Source organism: Pseudomonas sp. DSP3-2-3, from assembly GCF_049898225.1.
Taxonomy (GTDB): Bacteria; Pseudomonadota; Gammaproteobacteria; order Pseudomonadales; family Pseudomonadaceae; genus Aquipseudomonas.
In genome coordinates this window covers 171,957-190,558 of the sequence record NZ_JAFCXH010000008.1, presented here as the reverse complement: position 1 = coordinate 190,558, position 18,602 = coordinate 171,957, and the positions used below count along the sequence as shown (strand labels likewise).

The 18,602-nt window shown below is 58.5% G+C and carries 24 protein-coding genes; 13 read left to right on the top strand and 11 right to left on the bottom strand.

What is annotated here, in order from left to right; genetic code table 11:
• Position 1: 1 nt before the first annotated feature.
• Positions 2 to 1,441, top strand: a complete 1,440-nt coding sequence (gene tldD / locus ACP7E4_RS12210; protein ID WP_426113656.1) for a metalloprotease TldD — start codon at positions 2 to 4, stop codon at positions 1,439 to 1,441.
• 85 nt (positions 1,442 to 1,526) lie between these two features.
• Here tldD and yjgA read toward each other — a convergent pair whose 3' ends face one another.
• Positions 1,527 to 2,048: a ribosome biogenesis factor YjgA gene (gene yjgA / locus ACP7E4_RS12205; protein ID WP_426113658.1), complete on the bottom strand. Its 522-nt coding sequence runs from the start codon at positions 2,046 to 2,048 to the stop codon at positions 1,527 to 1,529.
• Positions 2,049 to 2,155: 107 nt separating this feature from the next.
• Here yjgA and pmbA point away from each other — a divergent pair, with 107 nt between their 5' ends.
• The 7 genes from pmbA to ACP7E4_RS12170 all read left to right on the top strand — a co-directional run bounded on the left by pmbA (position 2,156) and on the right by ACP7E4_RS12170 (position 8,014).
• Positions 2,156 to 3,502: a metalloprotease PmbA gene (pmbA, locus tag ACP7E4_RS12200; protein ID WP_426113660.1), complete on the top strand. Its 1,347-nt coding sequence runs from the start codon at positions 2,156 to 2,158 to the stop codon at positions 3,500 to 3,502.
• A 287-nt stretch (positions 3,503 to 3,789) separates the two neighbouring features.
• On the top strand, positions 3,790 to 4,188 hold the full coding sequence (locus tag ACP7E4_RS12195) for a FagA protein (protein ID WP_426113662.1): 399 nt from the start codon (positions 3,790 to 3,792) through the stop codon (positions 4,186 to 4,188).
• Entirely contained in the window at positions 4,181 to 5,557 is a 1,377-nt protein-coding gene (locus ACP7E4_RS12190) for a class II fumarate hydratase (RefSeq protein WP_426113664.1), read from the top strand. Before ACP7E4_RS12195 ends, ACP7E4_RS12190 begins: the two co-directional genes overlap by 8 nt.
• A gap of 32 nt (positions 5,558 to 5,589) precedes the next feature.
• On the top strand, positions 5,590 to 6,051 hold the full coding sequence (locus tag ACP7E4_RS12185) for a hypothetical protein (protein ID WP_426113666.1): 462 nt from the start codon (positions 5,590 to 5,592) through the stop codon (positions 6,049 to 6,051).
• Between the two features lies 1 nt (position 6,052).
• Positions 6,053 to 6,664 (top strand): superoxide dismutase, encoded by a 612-nt coding sequence (locus ACP7E4_RS12180; protein ID WP_426113668.1) that lies wholly within the window; start codon positions 6,053 to 6,055, stop codon positions 6,662 to 6,664.
• Between the two features lie 27 nt (positions 6,665 to 6,691).
• Positions 6,692 to 7,579: a ZIP family metal transporter gene (locus ACP7E4_RS12175; protein ID WP_426113670.1), complete on the top strand. Its 888-nt coding sequence runs from the start codon at positions 6,692 to 6,694 to the stop codon at positions 7,577 to 7,579.
• Positions 7,580 to 7,675: 96 nt separating this feature from the next.
• Positions 7,676 to 8,014 (top strand): zinc ribbon domain-containing protein YjdM, encoded by a 339-nt coding sequence (locus tag ACP7E4_RS12170; protein ID WP_331150860.1) that lies wholly within the window; start codon positions 7,676 to 7,678, stop codon positions 8,012 to 8,014.
• Positions 8,015 to 8,149: 135 nt separating this feature from the next.
• On the opposite strand, the gene ACP7E4_RS12165 is transcribed toward ACP7E4_RS12170, so the two are convergent.
• The 10 genes from ACP7E4_RS12165 to ACP7E4_RS12120 all read right to left on the bottom strand — a co-directional run bounded on the left by ACP7E4_RS12165 (position 8,150) and on the right by ACP7E4_RS12120 (position 15,243).
• Positions 8,150 to 8,422 carry an HPr family phosphocarrier protein gene (locus ACP7E4_RS12165; protein WP_426113672.1) on the bottom strand — a complete coding sequence of 91 codons (273 nt, stop codon included), beginning with the start codon at positions 8,420 to 8,422 and terminating at the stop codon, positions 8,150 to 8,152.
• A 16-nt stretch (positions 8,423 to 8,438) separates the two neighbouring features.
• Positions 8,439 to 9,296 (bottom strand): RNase adapter RapZ, encoded by an 858-nt coding sequence (gene rapZ / locus ACP7E4_RS12160; protein ID WP_020292915.1) that lies wholly within the window; start codon positions 9,294 to 9,296, stop codon positions 8,439 to 8,441.
• A 2-nt stretch (positions 9,297 to 9,298) separates the two neighbouring features.
• Positions 9,299 to 9,763, bottom strand: a complete 465-nt coding sequence (gene ptsN / locus ACP7E4_RS12155; RefSeq protein WP_426113674.1) for a PTS IIA-like nitrogen regulatory protein PtsN — start codon at positions 9,761 to 9,763, stop codon at positions 9,299 to 9,301.
• Positions 9,764 to 9,774: 11 nt separating this feature from the next.
• Positions 9,775 to 10,083 (bottom strand): ribosome hibernation-promoting factor, HPF/YfiA family, encoded by a 309-nt coding sequence (hpf, locus tag ACP7E4_RS12150; protein WP_426113676.1) that lies wholly within the window; start codon positions 10,081 to 10,083, stop codon positions 9,775 to 9,777.
• A gap of 131 nt (positions 10,084 to 10,214) precedes the next feature.
• Complete coding sequence (locus ACP7E4_RS12145; protein WP_426113678.1) at positions 10,215 to 11,708, bottom strand: RNA polymerase factor sigma-54; 1,494 nt, start codon at positions 11,706 to 11,708, stop codon at positions 10,215 to 10,217.
• 184 nt (positions 11,709 to 11,892) lie between these two features.
• Positions 11,893 to 12,618, bottom strand: a complete 726-nt coding sequence (gene lptB / locus ACP7E4_RS12140; protein ID WP_426113680.1) for an LPS export ABC transporter ATP-binding protein — start codon at positions 12,616 to 12,618, stop codon at positions 11,893 to 11,895.
• Positions 12,619 to 13,161, bottom strand: a complete 543-nt coding sequence (gene lptA / locus ACP7E4_RS12135) for a lipopolysaccharide transport periplasmic protein LptA (protein WP_331150856.1) — start codon at positions 13,159 to 13,161, stop codon at positions 12,619 to 12,621.
• A complete protein-coding gene (gene lptC / locus ACP7E4_RS12130; RefSeq protein WP_020292921.1) occupies positions 13,148 to 13,720 on the bottom strand; it encodes an LPS export ABC transporter periplasmic protein LptC in 573 nt (190 codons plus the stop codon). The genes lptA and lptC overlap by 14 nt, the downstream gene beginning before the upstream one ends.
• 9 nt (positions 13,721 to 13,729) lie before the next feature.
• Positions 13,730 to 14,254: a 3-deoxy-manno-octulosonate-8-phosphatase KdsC gene (gene kdsC, locus ACP7E4_RS12125; RefSeq protein ID WP_426113683.1), complete on the bottom strand. Its 525-nt coding sequence runs from the start codon at positions 14,252 to 14,254 to the stop codon at positions 13,730 to 13,732.
• A 14-nt stretch (positions 14,255 to 14,268) separates the two neighbouring features.
• Positions 14,269 to 15,243, bottom strand: coding sequence for a KpsF/GutQ family sugar-phosphate isomerase (locus ACP7E4_RS12120; RefSeq protein WP_341521244.1), 975 nt, complete (start codon positions 15,241 to 15,243; stop codon positions 14,269 to 14,271).
• 290 nt (positions 15,244 to 15,533) lie between these two features.
• Here ACP7E4_RS12120 and ACP7E4_RS12115 point away from each other — a divergent pair, with 290 nt between their 5' ends.
• Genes ACP7E4_RS12115 through ACP7E4_RS12095 form a run of 5 tightly spaced genes read left to right on the top strand, consistent with a single transcriptional unit; the run spans position 15,534 to position 18,574 of the window.
• Positions 15,534 to 16,343, top strand: a complete 810-nt coding sequence (locus tag ACP7E4_RS12115) for an ATP-binding cassette domain-containing protein (protein ID WP_426113685.1) — start codon at positions 15,534 to 15,536, stop codon at positions 16,341 to 16,343.
• Positions 16,343 to 17,140, top strand: a complete 798-nt coding sequence (gene mlaE / locus ACP7E4_RS12110; protein ID WP_426113687.1) for a lipid asymmetry maintenance ABC transporter permease subunit MlaE — start codon at positions 16,343 to 16,345, stop codon at positions 17,138 to 17,140. The genes ACP7E4_RS12115 and mlaE overlap by 1 nt, the downstream gene beginning before the upstream one ends.
• Positions 17,140 to 17,607 carry an outer membrane lipid asymmetry maintenance protein MlaD gene (mlaD, locus tag ACP7E4_RS12105; RefSeq protein ID WP_020292926.1) on the top strand — a complete coding sequence of 156 codons (468 nt, stop codon included), beginning with the start codon at positions 17,140 to 17,142 and terminating at the stop codon, positions 17,605 to 17,607. The genes mlaE and mlaD overlap by 1 nt, the downstream gene beginning before the upstream one ends.
• Before the next feature lie 11 nt (positions 17,608 to 17,618).
• Complete coding sequence (locus ACP7E4_RS12100) at positions 17,619 to 18,272, top strand: MlaC/ttg2D family ABC transporter substrate-binding protein (RefSeq protein ID WP_426113689.1); 654 nt, start codon at positions 17,619 to 17,621, stop codon at positions 18,270 to 18,272.
• Complete coding sequence (locus ACP7E4_RS12095; protein WP_426113691.1) at positions 18,269 to 18,574, top strand: STAS domain-containing protein; 306 nt, start codon at positions 18,269 to 18,271, stop codon at positions 18,572 to 18,574. Before ACP7E4_RS12100 ends, ACP7E4_RS12095 begins: the two co-directional genes overlap by 4 nt.
• Positions 18,575 to 18,602 lie beyond the last annotated feature (28 nt).

The window sequence follows — 18,602 nt, the reverse complement described above, 5'->3', positions numbered from 1 at the left end:
TATGAGCGACTTGTCCTCAGTCAGCGAACACCTTCTGGCCCCCGGCGGCGTGACCCTCGACAGCCTGCAATCGGTGCTGGGCGAGCTGGCCGGCCCGGGCATCGACGCGGCTGACCTGTATTTCCAGGGGCAGATTTCCGAGTCATGGTCGCTGGAAGACGGCATCGTCAAGGAAGGCAGTTTCAATCTCGATCAAGGCGTTGGGGTGCGGGCGCAATCGGGTGAGAAAACCGGCTTTGCCTACAGCAATGCGATTACCCATGAAGCCTTGAGCACGGCGGCGCGCGCGGCGCGTTCGATTTCCCGTGCCGGGCAAAATGGCACCGTTCAGGCGTTCACGACCCAGGATGTTGCCCAGTTGTACGCGCCGGACAACCCGCTGGAAGTCATGACGCGCGCGGAGAAGGTCGAACTGCTCAAGCGTGTCGATGTTGCCACCCGCGCTCTGGATACGCGTATCCAGCAGGTGACCGTCAGCATGGCCGGGGTTTGGGAGCGCATTCTCGTCGCCTCCACTGATGGCAGCCTGGCCGCCGATGTACGACCGCTGGTGCGCTTCAACGTCAGCGTGATCGTCGAGCAGAACGGCCGTCGTGAGCGCGGCGGGCATGGCGGCGGCGGGCGTACCGATTACCGTTATTTCCTCAGCGACGACCGCGCCATGGGTTATGCGCGGGAAGCGCTGCGTCAGGCGCTGGTCAACCTGGAAGCCATTCCGGCACCGGCCGGCACTTTGCCAGTGGTGCTGGGCTCCGGTTGGTCGGGCGTGTTGCTTCACGAAGCCGTGGGTCACGGTCTGGAAGGCGACTTCAACCGCAAGGGCAGTTCCGCATACAGCGGACGCATGGGTGAAATGGTCGCGTCCAAACTGTGCACCATCGTTGATGACGGTACGCTGGCCGGTCGTCGCGGTTCGCTGAGCGTCGATGACGAAGGTACGCCGACCGAATGCACCACGCTGATCGAAAACGGCGTTCTCAAGGGCTATATGCAAGACAAGCTCAACGCACGGCTGATGGGCGTGGCGCGGACGGGTAACGGTCGCCGCGAATCCTATGCGCACTTGCCGATGCCGCGCATGACCAACACGTACATGCTGGCCGGGCAGAGCGACCCGCAGGAAATCATTGCATCGGTGAAGCGCGGGATCTATTGCGCCAACCTCGGCGGTGGCCAGGTCGACATCACCAGCGGCAAGTTCGTGTTTTCCACCAGCGAAGCGTATTTGATCGAAGACGGCAAGATCACTGCCCCGGTCAAAGGCGCGACCTTGATTGGCAACGGCCCGGAGGCGATGAGCAAGGTGTCGATGGTGGGTAATGACTTGTCGCTGGACAGCGGCGTCGGCACCTGTGGCAAGGACGGCCAGTCGGTTCCGGTAGGCGTGGGTCAGCCGACCCTGAAGATCGATGCGATCACGGTAGGCGGCACGGGCGGTTGATAGGTAGAGGTTGCGGGACCGGCTTTTGTGGGACCGGCTTTAACCGGGAAGACATCTTCCCGGCTAAAGCCGGTCCCACAGGAAGCTAGCGCAAGCCGCGTACCTTCTCATCCAGTTCACGAATGTATTTGAAGATTTTACGGCTGGAGGCCGGCGGCTTGTTTTGCGCAAGCTCGTGTTGAGCCTGGCGAATCAAGGAGCGCAGTTGCTGGCGATCCGCTTCCGGGTATTCGCCGACGAACTTCTCCAGAACGGCGTCGTCACCGGCGATCAAACGATCACGCCAGCGTTCCAGACCATGAAAACGTTCGTTGTATTGGCGAGTGGAGGCATCGAGTTGATCAAGCAACACCAGAATGGCGTCCTGATCCTGATCGCGCATCAGCTTGCCGATGAACATGATGTGCCGTTTTCGCGCAATGTTGGCCGTGTGCTTGGGCGCATCGGCCAGGGCCTTGCGCAAGGCGTCGGTCAACGGCAGCTTGGCCAGCAAGTCAGGCTTGAGCGTCGTCAGGCGTTCGCCAAGATCAACCAGAGCATGCAGCTCGCGTTTGACCTGAGTTTTGCTTTTCTCCCCGTCGAGGGAGTCGTCGTAAGAATCAACCATGGGGGCAGTCCGCAAATAAACGCCGCCATGATAACCAGTCGGGGGCCGCTTGTCCGGCCCGGTCGGTACTCGGCCTGTGCCGAAAGCAGAATTTGATGGAGAAAGTCATGAGTGCATCACAAAGCGTTGGCCCACAGGCCTTGCCCGCACTGCAGGAACAAGTGGAACAAATCATCGCCGAAGCCAGGCGCCAGGGCGCCAGCGCCTGCGAAGTGGCGGTGTCGCTGGAGCAGGGCCTGTCGACCTCGGTTCGCCAGCGAGAAGTGGAAACGGTCGAGTTCAATCGCGACCAGGGTTTCGGCATTACCTTGTACGTTGGTCAGCGCAAAGGCTCAGCCAGCACCTCGGCCAGCGGCGCGGATGCCATTCGCGAAACCGTCGCGGCAGCGCTGGCGATTGCCAAGCACACTTCGGAAGACGAAAGCTCAGGCCTGGCTGATGCCGCGCTGATGGCCAGGGAGCAGATGGATTTCGACCTGTATCACGCCTGGGACATCACCCCGGAACAGGCCATCGAGAAAGCGTTGGTATGCGAAGCAGCCGCTTTCGATGCCGACAGCCGGATCAAGAATGCCGATGGCACCACGCTCAGCACGCATCAGGGCTGTCGTGTCTACGGCAACAGTCATGGTTTCATCGGTGGTTATTCGTCGACCCGGCACAGCCTTAGCTGCGTCATGATCGCTGAAGGCGAAGGCCAGATGCAGCGCGATTACTGGTACGACGTGAGCCGCCAGGGCGAACTATTGGCCGACGCGCAAAGTATCGGACGCAAGGCCGCAGAGCGTGCAGCGAGCCGTCTGGGCGCGCGGCCGGTGCCGACCTGTGAAGTGCCGGTGCTGTTTTCCGCAGAATTGGCCGGTGGTCTGTTCGGCAGTTTCCTCGCGGCCATTTCCGGCGGCAACCTGTACCGCAAGTCTTCGTTCCTCGAAGGCGCCATGGGCCAGCGGCTGTTTCCGGAATGGATGACCATCGACGAGCGTCCGCATTTGATGCGCGCGATGGGCAGTTCAGCCTTTGACGGTGACGGTCTGGCGACGTACGCCAAGCCTTTCGTCGAAGGCGGCGAGTTGGTTTCCTACATCCTCAGCACCTATTCGGGCCGTAAACTGAATCTGCCAAGCACGGCCAACGCTGGCGGCGTACACAACCTGTTCGTCACTCACGGCAGCGAAGATCAGGCTGCGCTGGTGCGTCGCATGGGGCGCGGCCTGCTGGTCACCGAGCTGATGGGCAGCGGCTTGAACATGGTCACGGGCGACTATTCCCGTGGCGCGGCGGGTTTTTGGGTCGAGAACGGCGAAATCCAGTTCCCGGTTCAGGAAGTCACCATTGCGGGCAACATGCGCGACATGTTCAAACAGATCGTCGCCGTCGGTAACGACCTGGAACTGCGCAGCAACATTCGCACCGGCTCGGTATTGATCGAAAAAATGACGGTTGCGGGTAGCTGATCCACTTTTCCAGAGCCGCTGTAGCAGCGAACTTGTTGGCGAGGCAATATTCGTCTCGCCAACAAGTTGGCTCTCATCAATCAACACCTAACCTTTTGAATTGAAACGTGTTCGTTGGAGCGAGGCTTGCCCGCGAAGAACGATAACGCGCCAGATCTGGTCACCGAGGTGCCTGATTCGCGGGCAAGCCTCGCTCCAACAGATCTATATCCGCGTCCTCTCTATGGTTGTTTTGATTCTCAATATCATTTAATAATGAATATCATTACGTAAATGAGACGGGTTTCATGCGTCCTGCCTTGCACGCGTTGCCGCCGCACCTGGAGAACTGGCGCGGCTTGAGTCTGAGAGTCCGTTGCGCCCTCGATCCTGACGAGCCGCGGCTGATCGACCATTACCTGGCTGAAGGCCGCTATCTGGCGCGTTTCACGGCCACGCCTCGCGCAATGATTGCTGAAACTTCCTTCCGCACCTTGCTGGATACCGCCCGCGACACGGTTCTGCCCTGGCATTGGCGCTGCTTATGCGTCGATCAGGCCTGGCGACCGTTGCGCGATCTTCAGGCGCTTGCCACGTCCTGCGCGGAGCAGCAACGCGTGCACGCGCTGGCCCGGCAACTGGCGACCTGCGTGCTGCAACCCTCGATTTCTCTTACTGAACTGGTGCAAGGATATTCCGATGAGTAATACCCGTGGCGAACGCGACAGCATGGGCGAATTGCAGGTGCCGGCCGAGGCTCTGTATGGCGCGCAGACTCAGCGTGCGGTGAATAATTTTCCCATCAGCAATCTGCGCATGCCGGCGCAATTCGTCCGGGCATTGCTGCTCGCTAAAGCGGCTGCGGCCCAGGCCAATCTGGAACTGGAGCAGATTTCTCAAGCGCAGAGCTCGGCCATCGTCACCGCTTGCCAGGATCTGCTGGCGTCGGATTACATGGCGCACTTCCCGGTGGATGTATTTCAGACCGGGTCCGGCACCAGCACCAACATGAATGCCAACGAAGTCATCGCGACCTTGGCAAGCCGTGTGCTGGGCGAGGCGGTCAATCCGAACGATCACGTGAATTGCGGGCAAAGCAGCAACGACATCATTCCCACCACGATTCATGTCAGCGCGGCGCTGGCGCTGCACGAGCAACTGCTGCCGGCGCTGAGCCATCTGGTTGAGGTGATCGAGCGCAAGGCTGTCGAGGTTTATCCCTTCATCAAGACCGGCCGCACGCACCTGATGGATGCCATGCCAGTACGCATGAGCCAGGTGTTGAACGGCTGGGCGCAGCAGATCCGCGCCAATATCGAACACCTGCAAGGTTTGTTGCCGAGCCTGCAAGCTCTGGCGCAGGGCGGCACGGCGGTGGGCACCGGGATCAACGCGCATCCTGAGTTCGCCAGGCGTTTCAGCACCCACCTGAGTCGCCTGAGCCATGTTGAGTTCGTGCCGGGCAAGGATTTGTTCGCGCTGATCGGCTCGCAAGACACCGCCGTCGCGGTATCCGGCCAGCTCAAGGGCACCGCGGTGTCGCTGATGAAAATCGCCAATGACCTGCGCTGGATGAATTCCGGACCACTGGCGGGTTTGGGTGAGATCGAACTTGAAGCCTTGCAGCCGGGTTCGTCGATCATGCCTGGCAAGGTCAATCCAGTGATCCCGGAAGCCACCGCCATGGTTGCCGCGCAAGTCATCGGCAACGACGCCGCCATCACTGTCGCTGGCCAGTCGGGCAATTTCGAACTGAATGTGATGTTGCCGATCATCGCCCACAACCTGCTGAGCAGCATCGAGTTGCTGGCCAACTCCAGCCGTCTGCTGGCCGACAAAGCCATCGCCACCTTCAAGGTCAACGAAGCCAGGCTCAAGGAAGCGCTGTCGCGCAATCCGATCCTGGTGACCGCCTTGAATCCGATCATCGGCTACCAGAAGGCCGCCGAGATCGCCAAGACCGCCTACCAGCAAGGGCGGCCGATTATTAATGTCGCCCTTGAACACACCGACTTGCAGCGTAGCCAGCTGGAAACGCTGCTCGATCCGGAAAAACTGACCGCTGGCGGGATCTGACGCTTGCCAGCCACTGCTTGAGGAGTCGCGCCATGGAGCACTGGAAACGCACTATCGAACGTGCCAATCGCTGTTTCAATCTCGGTGAGCTGGTTGACGCCCGTGAGTTGTATCTACAGGCGCTGGCGCTGGCCCAAGTGTTGTTCGACCGCTGGCCGAACCCTGACGAAGCCGTGGCGGCGTGCGTCATTTCCCATCACAACCTGGCCGACCTGCATCTGAGCCTGAAGCAGCCGGAGGAGAGCGCGGAATACCTCTGCGCCATCCACCAGCGTTTGCTACACGTCATGCAGGACGCGCATTTCACGCCCGCGCTACGCAAAGCGGCGCTACGGCACAGCAGCAAAACCTACGCCGAATTGCTGACGTTCATCAGTGAACACGGCGAATACCCCCGGACCCATCGGCTGCTGAGCAGCGGCGGCGAGCACGCGCGGGTGTCATTGCAGCGCAACGCCGCCACCACTTTCGGCCATTCCCACGGAGTACATTGATATGCCGTTTACCTTGCCTGCCTTGCCTTACGCCTACGACGCCCTGGAACCGCACATCGATGCGCAGACCATGGAAATCCACTACACCAAGCATCACCAGACCTACATCAACAACCTCAACGCTGCCGTCGAAGGCACTGAATGGGCTGAGTGGCCTATCGAGAAGCTGGTGGCCGCGGTGCAGCAGTTGCCGGAAAAACTGCGCCCGGCGGTCATCAATCAGGGCGGCGGGCACGCCAACCATTCGCTGTTCTGGGCGGTCATGACGCCAAAAGGTGGTGGTTTGCCTGAGGGCGAAGTGGCCAAGGCCATAGATGAACAACTGGGCGGTTTCGAGCAGTTCAAGGATGCGTTTACCAAAGCGGCGTTGACCCGCTTCGGCAGCGGCTGGGCCTGGCTGAGTATCACCCCGGAAAACAAGCTGGTGGTCGAAAGCAGCGGCAATCAGGACAGCCCGTTGATGAACGGCAATACGCCAATCCTGGGCCTGGATGTATGGGAGCACGCTTACTACCTGCGCTATCAGAACCGCCGTCCGGAATACATCAACGCGTTTTATAACGTCATCCACTGGGCCGAAGTCTCCCGGCGTTACCAGGCCGCTCTGGCCTGATTTTCCACCACCGATCCAAGGCAGTTTATGCGCACGGAAATAGTCACGATCAGCAGCGGGCGTTTGTTTCGCCTGGCATTGGGTTCGATTCTGCTGCTGGCCGGCACTGCGCTGTTGGTCTCGCAAGGTCTGAGCTGGCTCAGCCTGGAGCCGCGCTTGATGCGCGCGCTGGAAGGCGGCGCGATATGCGCCTTGGGGACCGCGTTGGGCGCAGTGCCGGTGCTGGTTATTCGCAATATGCCAGTGGCAGTTTCCGATGGTCTGCTGGGCTTCGGCGCCGGAGTGATGCTGGCCGCGACGGCGTTTTCGCTGATCGTGCCGGGCCTTAGCGCCGCTGAAGGCCTTGGATTTTCGCCTTGGGGCGCTGGCGGACTGGTCAGTCTGGGGATTTTTCTCGGTGCGATTGGCTTGTTCGTGGTCGACCACAGTGTCTCCAAAGGCTCGCCGCTCAGTGGCTCCTCCGAGTTGCCGGTCATTGCGCCACGCATCTGGCTATTCGTCATCGCGATTATTGCCCACAACATTCCGGAAGGCATGGCCATTGGTGTTTCTGCGGGGGGCGGTCTGCCCGATGCCGACAGCCTGGCCATGGGGATCGCCCTTCAGGACGTGCCGGAAGGGCTGGTCATCGCATTGGTATTGGCGGGCGCAGGGATGTCGCGTTTCAAGGCGTTCCTCATCGGTGCCGCATCCGGTCTGGTGGAGCCGGTGTTCGCCTTGCTGTGTGCCTGGCTGGTCGCCATCGCCGAGCTGTTGCTTCCGCTGGGCCTGGCCTTTGCGGCAGGTGCGATGCTGCTGGTGGTGACCCAGGAAATCATCCCGGAATCCCGTCGTAACGGGCATGACAAGATTGCCAGCCTTGGGCTGATTTCCGGTTTTTGCCTGATGATGGTGATGGATACCGCGCTGGTCTGAGCGCGCGTTCGACGAATGCTTGCGGGGATTCGTCCACCGGCATCGGGAAAAACCCCTTATAATCCATGGTTTTTATCCTTTGACGCGAGAATCACCGTGAGCTTACCTGCCTGCCCGAAATGCAATTCCGAATACACCTACGAAGACGGCGCGATGCTGATCTGCCCGGAATGCGCGCACGAATGGTCCGCCGAAGGAACTGCCGAAGCTGCCGACGACGTCAAGGTGATCAAGGACTCAGTAGGTAACACGCTGCAAGACGGCGACACCGTTACCGTCATCAAGGACCTGAAAGTCAAAGGCTCCTCGCTGGTGGTCAAGGTCGGCACCAAGGTCAAGAACATCCGCCTGGTCGACGGCGATCACGACATCGACTGCAAGATCGACGGCATCGGCGCGATGAAGCTGAAGTCGGAGTTTGTGAAGAAGGGTTGATTCCTGAATCAAGTCTGACCGGTGCGCTGCATCCCGAATTCGGAACCTGAATAAGGTTTCGGATTTTTTCCCGGACGGACGGACAGATAAAAATCGAAAATTTTGCGAGTTGAGCTGAGTGCGCTGAGGCGCTAATCACTCACCCTCATCAAACTTGTTGTCAATCAGCTCGACGAGGCCATCCAGCGCAGCGTCTTCTTCCTCGCCTTCGGTCGACAGGTAGATTTCGGTGCCTTTGCCGGCGGCGAGCATCATGACGGCCATGATGCTTTTACCATCGACCATGCTTTCAGGCGAACGGCCGACTCTGATCTGGCAAGGGAATCTTCCGGCTACGCCGACGAATTTGGCGGCGGCGCGGGCGTGCAGGCCGAGCTTGTTGATGATTGTTATTTGACGAGCGGGCATCGCAGTGGAAGTCCTTTCAGCTTAGGTCGCGGTGACGGACCTGAACGTTCTTGAGAGATTGATGCAGGACCTGGCCGAGGCGCTCGGTCAGGTAAACAGAGCGGTGGTGCCCGCCGGTGCAGCCAATGGCAATGGTGACATAGGAGCGATTGCTGGCAGCGAAGCGGGGTAGCCATTTGTTGAGGTAGGTGAAAATGTCCTGGAACATTTCCTCGACGTCGGGCTGCGCAGCAAGGTAGTCGATAACCGGCTGGTCGAGGCCCGATTGTTCGCGCAGTTCCGGCTTCCAGTAGGGGTTGGGCAGGCAGCGGACATCGAAAACCAGATCAGCATCCACCGGCATGCCACGCTTGAAGCCAAACGACTCAATCAAGAATGCAGTGCCCGGTTCCGGCTTGTTCAGCAGGCGCAGTTTCAGCGTGTCGCGCAACTGATAGAGGTTCAGGTGCGTGGTGTTGATCTTCAGGTCGGCCAGATCGATGATCGGGCCCAATAACGTGGTTTCGTCGCGGATCGCCTCCGCAAGCGAGCGATTTGCGGTGCTCAGCGGATGGCGGCGGCGGGTTTCCGAGAAGCGCTTGAACAGGGTTGCTTCGTCGGCATCGAGGTAAAGCACATCGCACTGAATGTTGCGCGAGCGTACTTCCTCAAGCATCTGCGGGAAGCGGGTCAGGTGGCTTGGCAGATTGCGCGCGTCGATGGAAACCGCAAGCAGTGGCTCGGCCAGTTCCGTGTTGATCAGCGCGCGTTCGGCAAGCTCAGGCAGCAGGCCGGCGGGGAGGTTGTCAACGCAATAGAAGCCGCTGTCCTCCAGTACATCCAGGGCCGTGCTCTTGCCGGAGCCTGAACGGCCACTGACGATAATCATGCGCATGGTTAATGCCCGTTCTGCTCGTCCAGTACCACCTGATAAAGCGCTTCATTGCTTTCAGCGCTGCGCAGACGGTCACGCACTTCTTTGCGATCAAGCATGCTGGCGATTTGGCGCAGGAGCTCCAGGTGTGCATCGGTGGCAGCTTCCGGAACCAGCAGGACAAACAGCAGGTCCACAGGCGCGCCATCAATGGCATCGAAATCAACCGGTGAGTTCAGGTGCAGCAACGCACTGATGGGCGAGTGACAACCCTTCAGGCGACAATGCGGGATGGCGATGCCGTTACCAAAGCCGGTAGACCCGAGTTTTTCGCGGGCAACAAGGCTTTCGAACAGGGTTTGCGAGTCCAGATCAGGCACTTCTCTGCCGATCAGATTGGCAATCTGTTCAAGTACGCGTTTCTTACTGCCGCCCGGCACGTTCACGAGTGAACGGCCGGGGGTCAGGATGTTTTCGAGTCGGATCATGTGTGGGGGTATCAGCGAGCCGTCGCACCCTGGAGGTGGCCGATCTGCTTTTCCTTATGCTTGAGCAATTGTCTGTCTAGCTTGTCGGTCAGAAGGTCAATCGCCGCGTACATGTCGTCATGTTCCGCATTGGCGACTACCTTCGCGCCGGGGATGTGCAGGGTGGCTTCGATTTTCTGTTTCAGCTTCTCGACCTCCATGATGACCTGCACATTGGTTATCTTGTCGAAGTGGCGCTCCAGTCGTCCGAGTTTTTCGGTGATGTAGTCGCGTAGGGCGTCGGTCACATCCAGTTGATGTCCACTGATGTTGACTTGCATACCGCTTTCTCCTTATTGCCAGTGCATAAAGAGGCAGGCTTTTGCCTACCACTGGAACGCTTTGGCCTGCAGCTGGGGCTTGGGTAAAAACGACTGCGGAGTGTGCGCGCCACGTCTTTACCCTTGCCGGGTCACATCAGTCGCTTGCGTTCGCTAGATGGCGCAATGCCCAGTGATTCGCGGTATTTAGCAACTGTGCGACGAGCTACCTGAATGCCTTGTGCCTCCAGTAAACCAGCGATCTTGCTGTCACTCAACGGCTTTTTCTGATTTTCCGCGGCAACCAGTTTTTTGATGATCGCGCGAATCGCTGTGGACGAACACTCACCGCCCTCGGACGTGCTTACGTGGCTCGAAAAGAAATATTTCAGTTCGTAGATGCCACGTGGCGTATGCATGAATTTTTGCGTGGTCACGCGGGAAATCGTCGATTCGTGCATGCCGACCGCTTCAGCGATGTCATGAAGGACGAGCGGCTTCATCGCCTCGTCGCCGTATTCCAGGAAGCCGCGCTGATGCTCGACGATCTGGGTCGCGACCTTCATGAGCGTTTCATTGCGGCTCTGCAGGCTCTTGATGAACCAGCGGGCTTCCTGCAACTGATTGCGCATGAAGGTGTTGTCGGCGCTGGTGTCGGCACGCCGCACGAATCCGGCGTATTGCGGGTTCACGCGCAGGCGAGGGACCGACTCCTGATTGAGCTCGACCAGCCAGCGCTCGTTATCCTTGCGCACAATGACGTCCGGGACGACATATTCGGCTTCGGCGGATTCGATTTGCGAGCCCGGCCGTGGATTGAGGCTCTGGACCAGTTCGATGATCTGGCGCAGTTCGTCTTCCTTGAGCTTCATGCGGCGCATCAGCTGGCCGTAATCGCGGCTGCCCAACAAGTCAATGAAGTCGCTGACCAGGCGCTGGGCTTCGGCGAGCCAGCGGGTCTTGGCAGGCAGTTGGCGCAGTTGCAGCATCAGGCACTCACTGAGATTGCGCGCGCCGATACCGGCGGGTTCAAACTGCTGGATGCGGTGCAGAACGGCTTCGATCTCGTCGAGCTCAATGTCCAGCTCAGGATCGAAGGCGTCGAGAATTTCTTCGAGTGTTTCGTCCAGATAACCCTGGTTGTTGATGCAGTCGATCAGCGTCACGGCTATCAGACGATCGGTGTCCGACATCGGCGCCAGATTCAGCTGCCAGAGCAAATGGCTCTGCAGGCTTTCACCGACGGATGTGCGGGTGGTGAAGTCCCATTCATCGTCGTCATTGCTGGGCAGACTACTGGCGCTGGTCTGATAGACGTCTTCCCAGGCGGTGTCCACCGGCAATTCATTGGGAATGCGCTCGTTCCATTCGCCTTCTTCCAGGTTGTCGACCGTCGGGGCGGATTCCTGATAAGTCGGCTCCTGAACATCAGGATTGGGCTTTTGCTCGATATTGTCAGCCAGTGGATCGGCGTTGTCGAAATCGTCGCCTTCTTCCTGGCGTTCCAGCATAGGGTTGGATTCCAGCGCCTCTTGAATCTCCTGTTGGAGATCCAGAGTCGAAAGCTGGAGTAAGCGGATGGCCTGTTGCAGCTGCGGCGTCATCGTCAGCTGCTGGCCCATTCTCAGGACTAGCGATGGTTTCATGGCTGGGGCTAACACCTTATTCGCCGGCGCACATGCGCCATCCACTATCAGGGCGCCGGGGCGCCTACATAAGCAAATTATATGCCTGAAACCGAAGTGTTTGCCTAGAGTGTGATGGCAATTAATGCTGCATCATTGAAACACTCGGGCATTGCCCGCTTGGGGAAGCGAGACACCGCAGCAATTACAGGCGGAACTCGTGACCGAGGTAAACCTCTTTCACCAGCTGGTTAGCCAGAATGGTTTCCGAATCGCCTTCGGCGATCAGTTGCCCATCGTTGACGATGTAAGCGGTTTCGCAGATATCCAGGGTTTCGCGGACGTTGTGATCGGTGATCAGAACGCCGATACCCTTGGCTTTCAGGTGATGAATGATCTGCTTGATATCACCTACCGAAATCGGGTCCACGCCGGCGAAAGGTTCGTCGAGCAGGATGAATTTCGGCGAGGTGGCCAGGGCGCGGGCGATTTCCACCCGGCGACGTTCACCACCGGACAGGCTCATGCCCAGGTTGTCGCGGATATGGCTGATGTGGAATTCCTGCAGCAGGCTTTCCAGTTCCTTGCGGCGCGCGGCGCTGTCCAGCTCCTTGCGGGTCTCAAGGATCGCCATGATGTTGTCGGCTACCGAAAGCTTGCGGAAGATCGAGGCTTCCTGGGGAAGATAACCGATGCCTGCGCGCGCACGGCCGTGCATCGGCTGGTGGCTGACGTCCAGGTCATCGATCAGGACGCGGCCCTGATCGGCCTGAACCAGGCCGACGATCATGTAGAAGCAGGTTGTCTTGCCGGCACCGTTAGGCCCAAGCAGGCCAACGATTTGCCCACTGTCGATAGACAGGCTCACATCGCGTACGACCTGACGGCCCTTGTAGCTTTTAGCCAAATGCTGGGCTTTCAGCGTCGCCATTTACTGGGCCTTCTGCTGGTCGGTTTTCTTTTTCGGCTGGATCACCATGTCGATACGCGGACGCGGTGCGGTGACCTTGTTGCCATTGGCACGGCCGGCGCTAACGATCTGCTTCACGGTGTCGTAAACGATTTTCTCGCCTTCGGACGTGTTGCCGTCATTGATGACCTTGGCCTTGTCGATCAATACGATGCGATCCTGCGCCGCGTAGTATTGAATGGTAATGGCGTAGGCCTGAACGATAGGCTTGTCCACCGAGGGCTTCTGCTCGTAATAAGCCAGGTTGCCAACGGAGGTGAACACGTCGACTTCGCCCTGAGCGTTACGGGTGATGGTCACGGTGTTGCCGGTGATCTTCATCGAGCCTTGCGTGATGATGACGTTGCCTTTGTAGGTGGCCACGCCTTTTTTATCATCAAGCTGCGCATCGTCAGACTGAATGTGGATCGGTTGATCGCGGTCAGTCGGCAGGGACCAGGCGCTCGCGCTTCCCAGTGCTGCGCCCAGGCCGAGCAATAAAGGAAGGGTTTTAACGAGCCTCATACTGTCCTCTTACGTTGGACAGCAGGTCCATCCTGCCGTCGTTCAAATACGCTTTCATTCCCTTGGCCGTGGTCACACCGCCCGCGCCGTCGATTCTAACGGCTTGCTCGGTCTGCGCATATTGCTTCTGTGGGAATACGGTCATTCGACTACTGGTGATAATGGTCGTACGGTTTTTATCATCGGTTCGTGCTACGCGAACCGAATCGATCAATTCGACCTGAGTGCCGCCAGGGGAAACTTCACCTTGCTTGCTCTGGATATGCCACGGATAAAGCGTGCCGCGAAACATTTGCAGGTCCGGTGTGGTCAGCAGCGTTACGTCGGTAGCCTTCAGGTGCTCGACCTTGTCCGCCGTCATTTCGTATTGCAGCTTGCCATCCGGCAGGTACTGAACGCTGTGGGCGTTGATTGCGTAGAAATCGATAGCGCTTTCGTCCACCGACGTCACGGGCTGATCCATGAAGCTTTCAGGGCTGATATTCCAATAGCCGGCAGCGGCGAGCAGCACCGCCAACACGCCGAAGATCAGAAACGAGCGAATTTTTTTACTGAACATAAATGGCTTCTATAAGTAGGCGGCGTGGGCTGCTTCAAGGTTGCCCTGGGCGCTGAGAATCAGTTCGCAGAACTCGCGAGCCGCGCCTTCGCCACCGCGTGCCTTGGTAACGCCATGGGCATGTTGCTGTACGAAACCGTTGGCATTGGCAACTGCCATGCCCAGTCCGACACGACGGATGACTGGCAAGTCTGGCAGATCATCCCCCAGATAAGCGACCTGTTCGTAACTCAGATTGAGCTGGCCGAGCAATTGATCCAGCACAACCAGCTTGTCTTCACGACCCTGATACAGGTGCGCGATGCCCAGATTGCTGGCTCGGCGCTCGACAATCGGAGTCTTGCGGCCGCTGATGATAGCAGTGGTGACGCCGGAGGCGATGAGCATCTTGATGCCCTGGCCGTCCAGCGTGTTGAAAGCCTTGAACTCGCTGCCGTCTTCCAGAAAGTAAAGGCGGCCGTCAGTCAGCACGCCATCGACGTCGAAAATCGCCAGCTTGATGTTCTTGCCGCGTTGCAGCAAATCAGTGGTCATGGTCACGTCTCCCATTACATGACGCCCGCGCGCAGAAGATCCTGCAAGTTGAATGCGCCGACGGGGTGGTCGTTTTCGTCGACGACGATCAACGCACCAATCTTGTGGTCTTCCATGATTTTCAAGGCTTCGGCCGCCAGCATTTCGGGGCGCGCAGTCTTGCCATGGAGCGTCATGACTTCATCGATGGTGGTCAGGCGGATGTCTATAGGGCGATCCAGCGTGCGGCGTAAGTCGCCATCGGTGAATATCCCCGCCAGTCGTCCATCGGCCTCGAGAATTGCGGTCATGCCCAGACCCTTGCGGGTCATTTCCATCAATGAGTCACGCAGCAGTGCGCCTCGTTGCACCTTGGGCAGTTCGTCGCCGGTATGCATGACATGCTCGACTTTGAGCAACAGCCGTCGGCCCAGAGCGCCGCCCGGATGGGAGAAGGCAAAATCCTCGGCAGTGAAGCCGCGTGCTTCCAGCAAGGCGACGGCCAGCGCGTCACCCATCACCAATGCCGCCGTCGTCGATGACGTCGGGGCCAGGTTCAGCGGGCAGGCTTCGTGCTCAACGCGGGCGTTCAGATTGATGTCGGCGGCCTTGGCCAGCGTCGATGCCGGATTGCCCGTCAGGCTGATCATCTTGATGCCAAGGCGCTTGATCAGCGGCAGCAAGGTCACGATTTCGGCGGTGGTGCCGGAGTTGGACAGCGCCAGGATGATGTCATCGGCGGTGATCATGCCCATGTCGCCATGGCTGGCTTCAGCCGGATGCACGAAGAATGAGGTCGTGCCGGTACTGGCCAGCGTGGCTGCGATTTTCTTGCCGATGTGCCCGGACTTGCCCATGCCGACCACGACAACGCGCCCTTTACTGGCAAGAATCATCTCGCAAGCGCGGACGAAATCCGCATCGATATGACTGAGCAAGCCTTCTACGGCTTCCAGTTCGAGGCGAATGGTACGTTGTGCAGACTGGATCAGGTCGCTGGACTGGCTCATGGGTAAATTGTTCAGCCTTCTAAAAGGCGGCGATTATAGCGGTAATGCGCGATTCCCTCACGCTTGATCGTCACACTTTGTTTTCAAACCCGTGAACCTATCCGCAACTGCCTACAACTTTGTGGGAAATGGCGCAAATTATTTGTCGTGATATTGATTCATCCGGTTCTCGCTTGGGCGGCGTGATATTGCAGTGGTATAGTTCGCGGCCTGTTCGGCCCACCTAGACAGCATGCCTCCCGCCAAGGGATCAGGCAGCTGAGAGTGAGTCTGTAGCGCAAGGAGCTTTGATGAGTGCCGATAACGCCTACGCGATCGAGCTGAAGGGCGTTTCCTTCAAGCGCGGTACGCGCAGCATCTTCGAAAATGTCGATATTCGTATTCCCCGTGGCAAAGTCACCGGCATCATGGGGCCTTCGGGCAGTGGCAAGACAACCCTGCTGCGCCTGATGGGCGCACAACTGCGTCCGTCTGCCGGCGAAATCTGGGTCAACGGCCAGAACCTGCCCAGGCTGTCGCGCAGCGATCTGTTTGACGCACGCAAGCACATGGGCGTGCTGTTTCAAAGCGGCGCCTTGTTCACCGACCTCGATGTGTTCGAAAACGTGGCATTTCCTTTGCGCGTTCATACCGAACTGCCCGAAGAAATGATTCGTGACATTGTTTTGCTCAAGTTGCAGGCCGTTGGGCTGCGCGGTGCGATCGAATTGATGCCGGACGAGCTTTCCGGCGGCATGAAGCGCCGTGTAGCGCTGGCGCGGGCAATCGCACTGGACCCACAGATTCTCATGTACGACGAGCCTTTCGTGGGCCAGGACCCGATTGCAATGGGCGTCCTGGTTCGGCTGATCAAGCTGCTCAATGATGCGTTGGGGATTACCAGCGTGGTCGTTTCCCATGATCTGGCCGAGACCGCCAGCATTGCCGATTACCTTTATGTGGTAGGCGATGGTCAGGTACTGGGGCAGGGGACTCCGCAAGAGCTGATGGGCTCGGACAACCCTCGTATCCGTCAATTCATGACCGGCGATCCAGACGGCCCCGTGCCGTTTCATTATCCGGCGCCGGATTATCGCGAAGATCTTTTGGGGAAGCGCTGATGCGCAGCAAGTCATTAATAGAGCGGATACGCCTGCTTGGGCGTTCCGCTATCGATATCCTCACCGTGTTGGGACGATCAGGGATTTTTCTGGTCCATGCCTTGTTCGGTCGTGGCGGGATCGGTGGCAGCTTTCAATTGCTGGTCAAACAATTGCATTCGGTCGGTGTCATGTCCCTGGCGATCATCGTCGTCTCCGGCATGTTCATCGGCATGGTTCTGGCACTCCAGGGTTTCAGTATCCTCTCCAGCTACGGCTCGGAGCAGGCCGTTGGCCAGATGGTAGCATTGACCCTGCTGCGTGAGCTGGGGCCGGTAGTGGCGGCATTGCTGTTCGCTGGTCGTGCGGGTTCCGCGCTGACCGCCGAGATCGGCAACATGAAGTCCACCGAGCAGCTGTCGAGCCTGGAAATGATTGGTGTCGATCCACTCAAGTACATCATTGCACCGCGTTTGTGGGCCGGATTCATCTCCTTGCCGATCCTGGCCATGATCTTCAGCGTGGTCGGCATCTGGGGCGGCTCCTGGGTCGCCATCGACTGGCTCGGTGTTTATGAAGGTTCGTTCTGGTCGAACATGCAGAACAGCGTTTCTTTCACCGGTGACGTGGTCAACGGTGTCATTAAAAGCATGATTTTTGCGTTTGTGGTGACCTGGATCGCCGTGTTCCAGGGTTACGATTGCGAGCCCACGTCAGAAGGGATCAGTCGCGCCACTACCAAAACAGTCGTATACGCCTCGTTGGCCATACTGGGCCTGGACTTTATCTTGACCGCCTTGATGTTTGGAGATTTCTGATGCAAAACCGCACCATCGAAACCGGTGTCGGCCTGTTCCTGCTGGCCGGGATACTGGCTTTGCTATTGCTGGCCCTGCGCGTCAGCGGTCTGAGCGGCAGCGCCACCAGCGAAACGTATAAACTTTATGCAAATTTCGACAATATTGCCGGTTTGACTGTCAGAGCCAAGGTCAGCATGGCGGGTGTCACGATTGGCAAGGTGACTGCGATCGATCTTGATCGCGATACCTTCACCGGTCGGGTGACCATGGAGCTGCAGAAGAAGGTTGATAACCTTCCGGTGGATTCCACGGCGTCGATCCTGACGGCCGGCTTGCTGGGTGAAAAATATGTGGGTATCAGCGTGGGCGGCGATGAAAGCCTGCTCAAGGATGGCGGTACTATCCATGACACGCAGTCGTCGCTGGTGCTGGAAGACCTGATCGGAAAATTCCTGCTCAATACCGTGAGTAAAGACGCCAAATGAGGAGCTTTTACATGATCTCGACCTTGCGCCGTGGCCTGCTGGTATTACTGGCGTTGCTACCGATGCTGGCCAATGCGGCCACTACGCCGTCCGCGCATGACCTGGTGGATCGCACCACCAAGGAATTGCTCGCTGACCTGGCAACCAACAAAGAACAGTACAAAACCAATCCCAGCGCCTTCTACGATGCACTCAACCGCATTGTCGGGCCCGTGGTGGATGCCGATGGCATTTCCAGGAGCATCATGACCGTCAAGTATTCACGCAATGCTTCGCCGGCCCAGATGCAGCGCTTCCAGGAAAACTTCAAGCGCAGCCTGATGCAGTTCTATGGCAATGCCTTGCTGGAATACAACAACCAGGGCATCACTGTTTCCCCGGAAAAGCCTGAAGGTGACGACCGCACCAGCGTCGACATGCTGGTCAAGGGCAACAACGGGGCGAACTACCCAGTGTCCTACACCCTCGTCAAGCTTGGCGGCGAGTGGAAAGTGCGCAACGTGATCATCAATGGCATCAACATCGGCAAGCTGTTCCGCGATCAGTTCTCCGACGCCATGCAGCGCAACGGCAACAACCTGGATGCAACCATCAATAATTGGGCTGGCGAAGTTGCCAAGGCCAAGGAAAAGGCACCTGACGCCGCCGGTCAGGCTGCGCAATGACTGAGTCCGCCATTCGACTTGGCGCACCGGGTGAGTTGCAATTGACTGGTGTGCTCGACTATCGGTCCGGCCCGGCCCTGCGCAAGCAGGGTGCGGCACTGATCAAGTCGAGCGAGCTGCCAACCGTGGTACTGGATTGCGCTGGCGTCGAGAAGTCCAGCAGTGTCGGCCTCGCGTTGTTGCTCGCATTCATGCGGGACGCCAAGGACGCAGGCAAGTCGGTCACCGTTCGCGCGATGCCTGAAGACATGCGCAAGATTGCCCAGGTGTCAGAGCTGACCGAGCTGCTTGGCAACCATTGAATGATGTCCATTGAATGAGCCCCTCGTC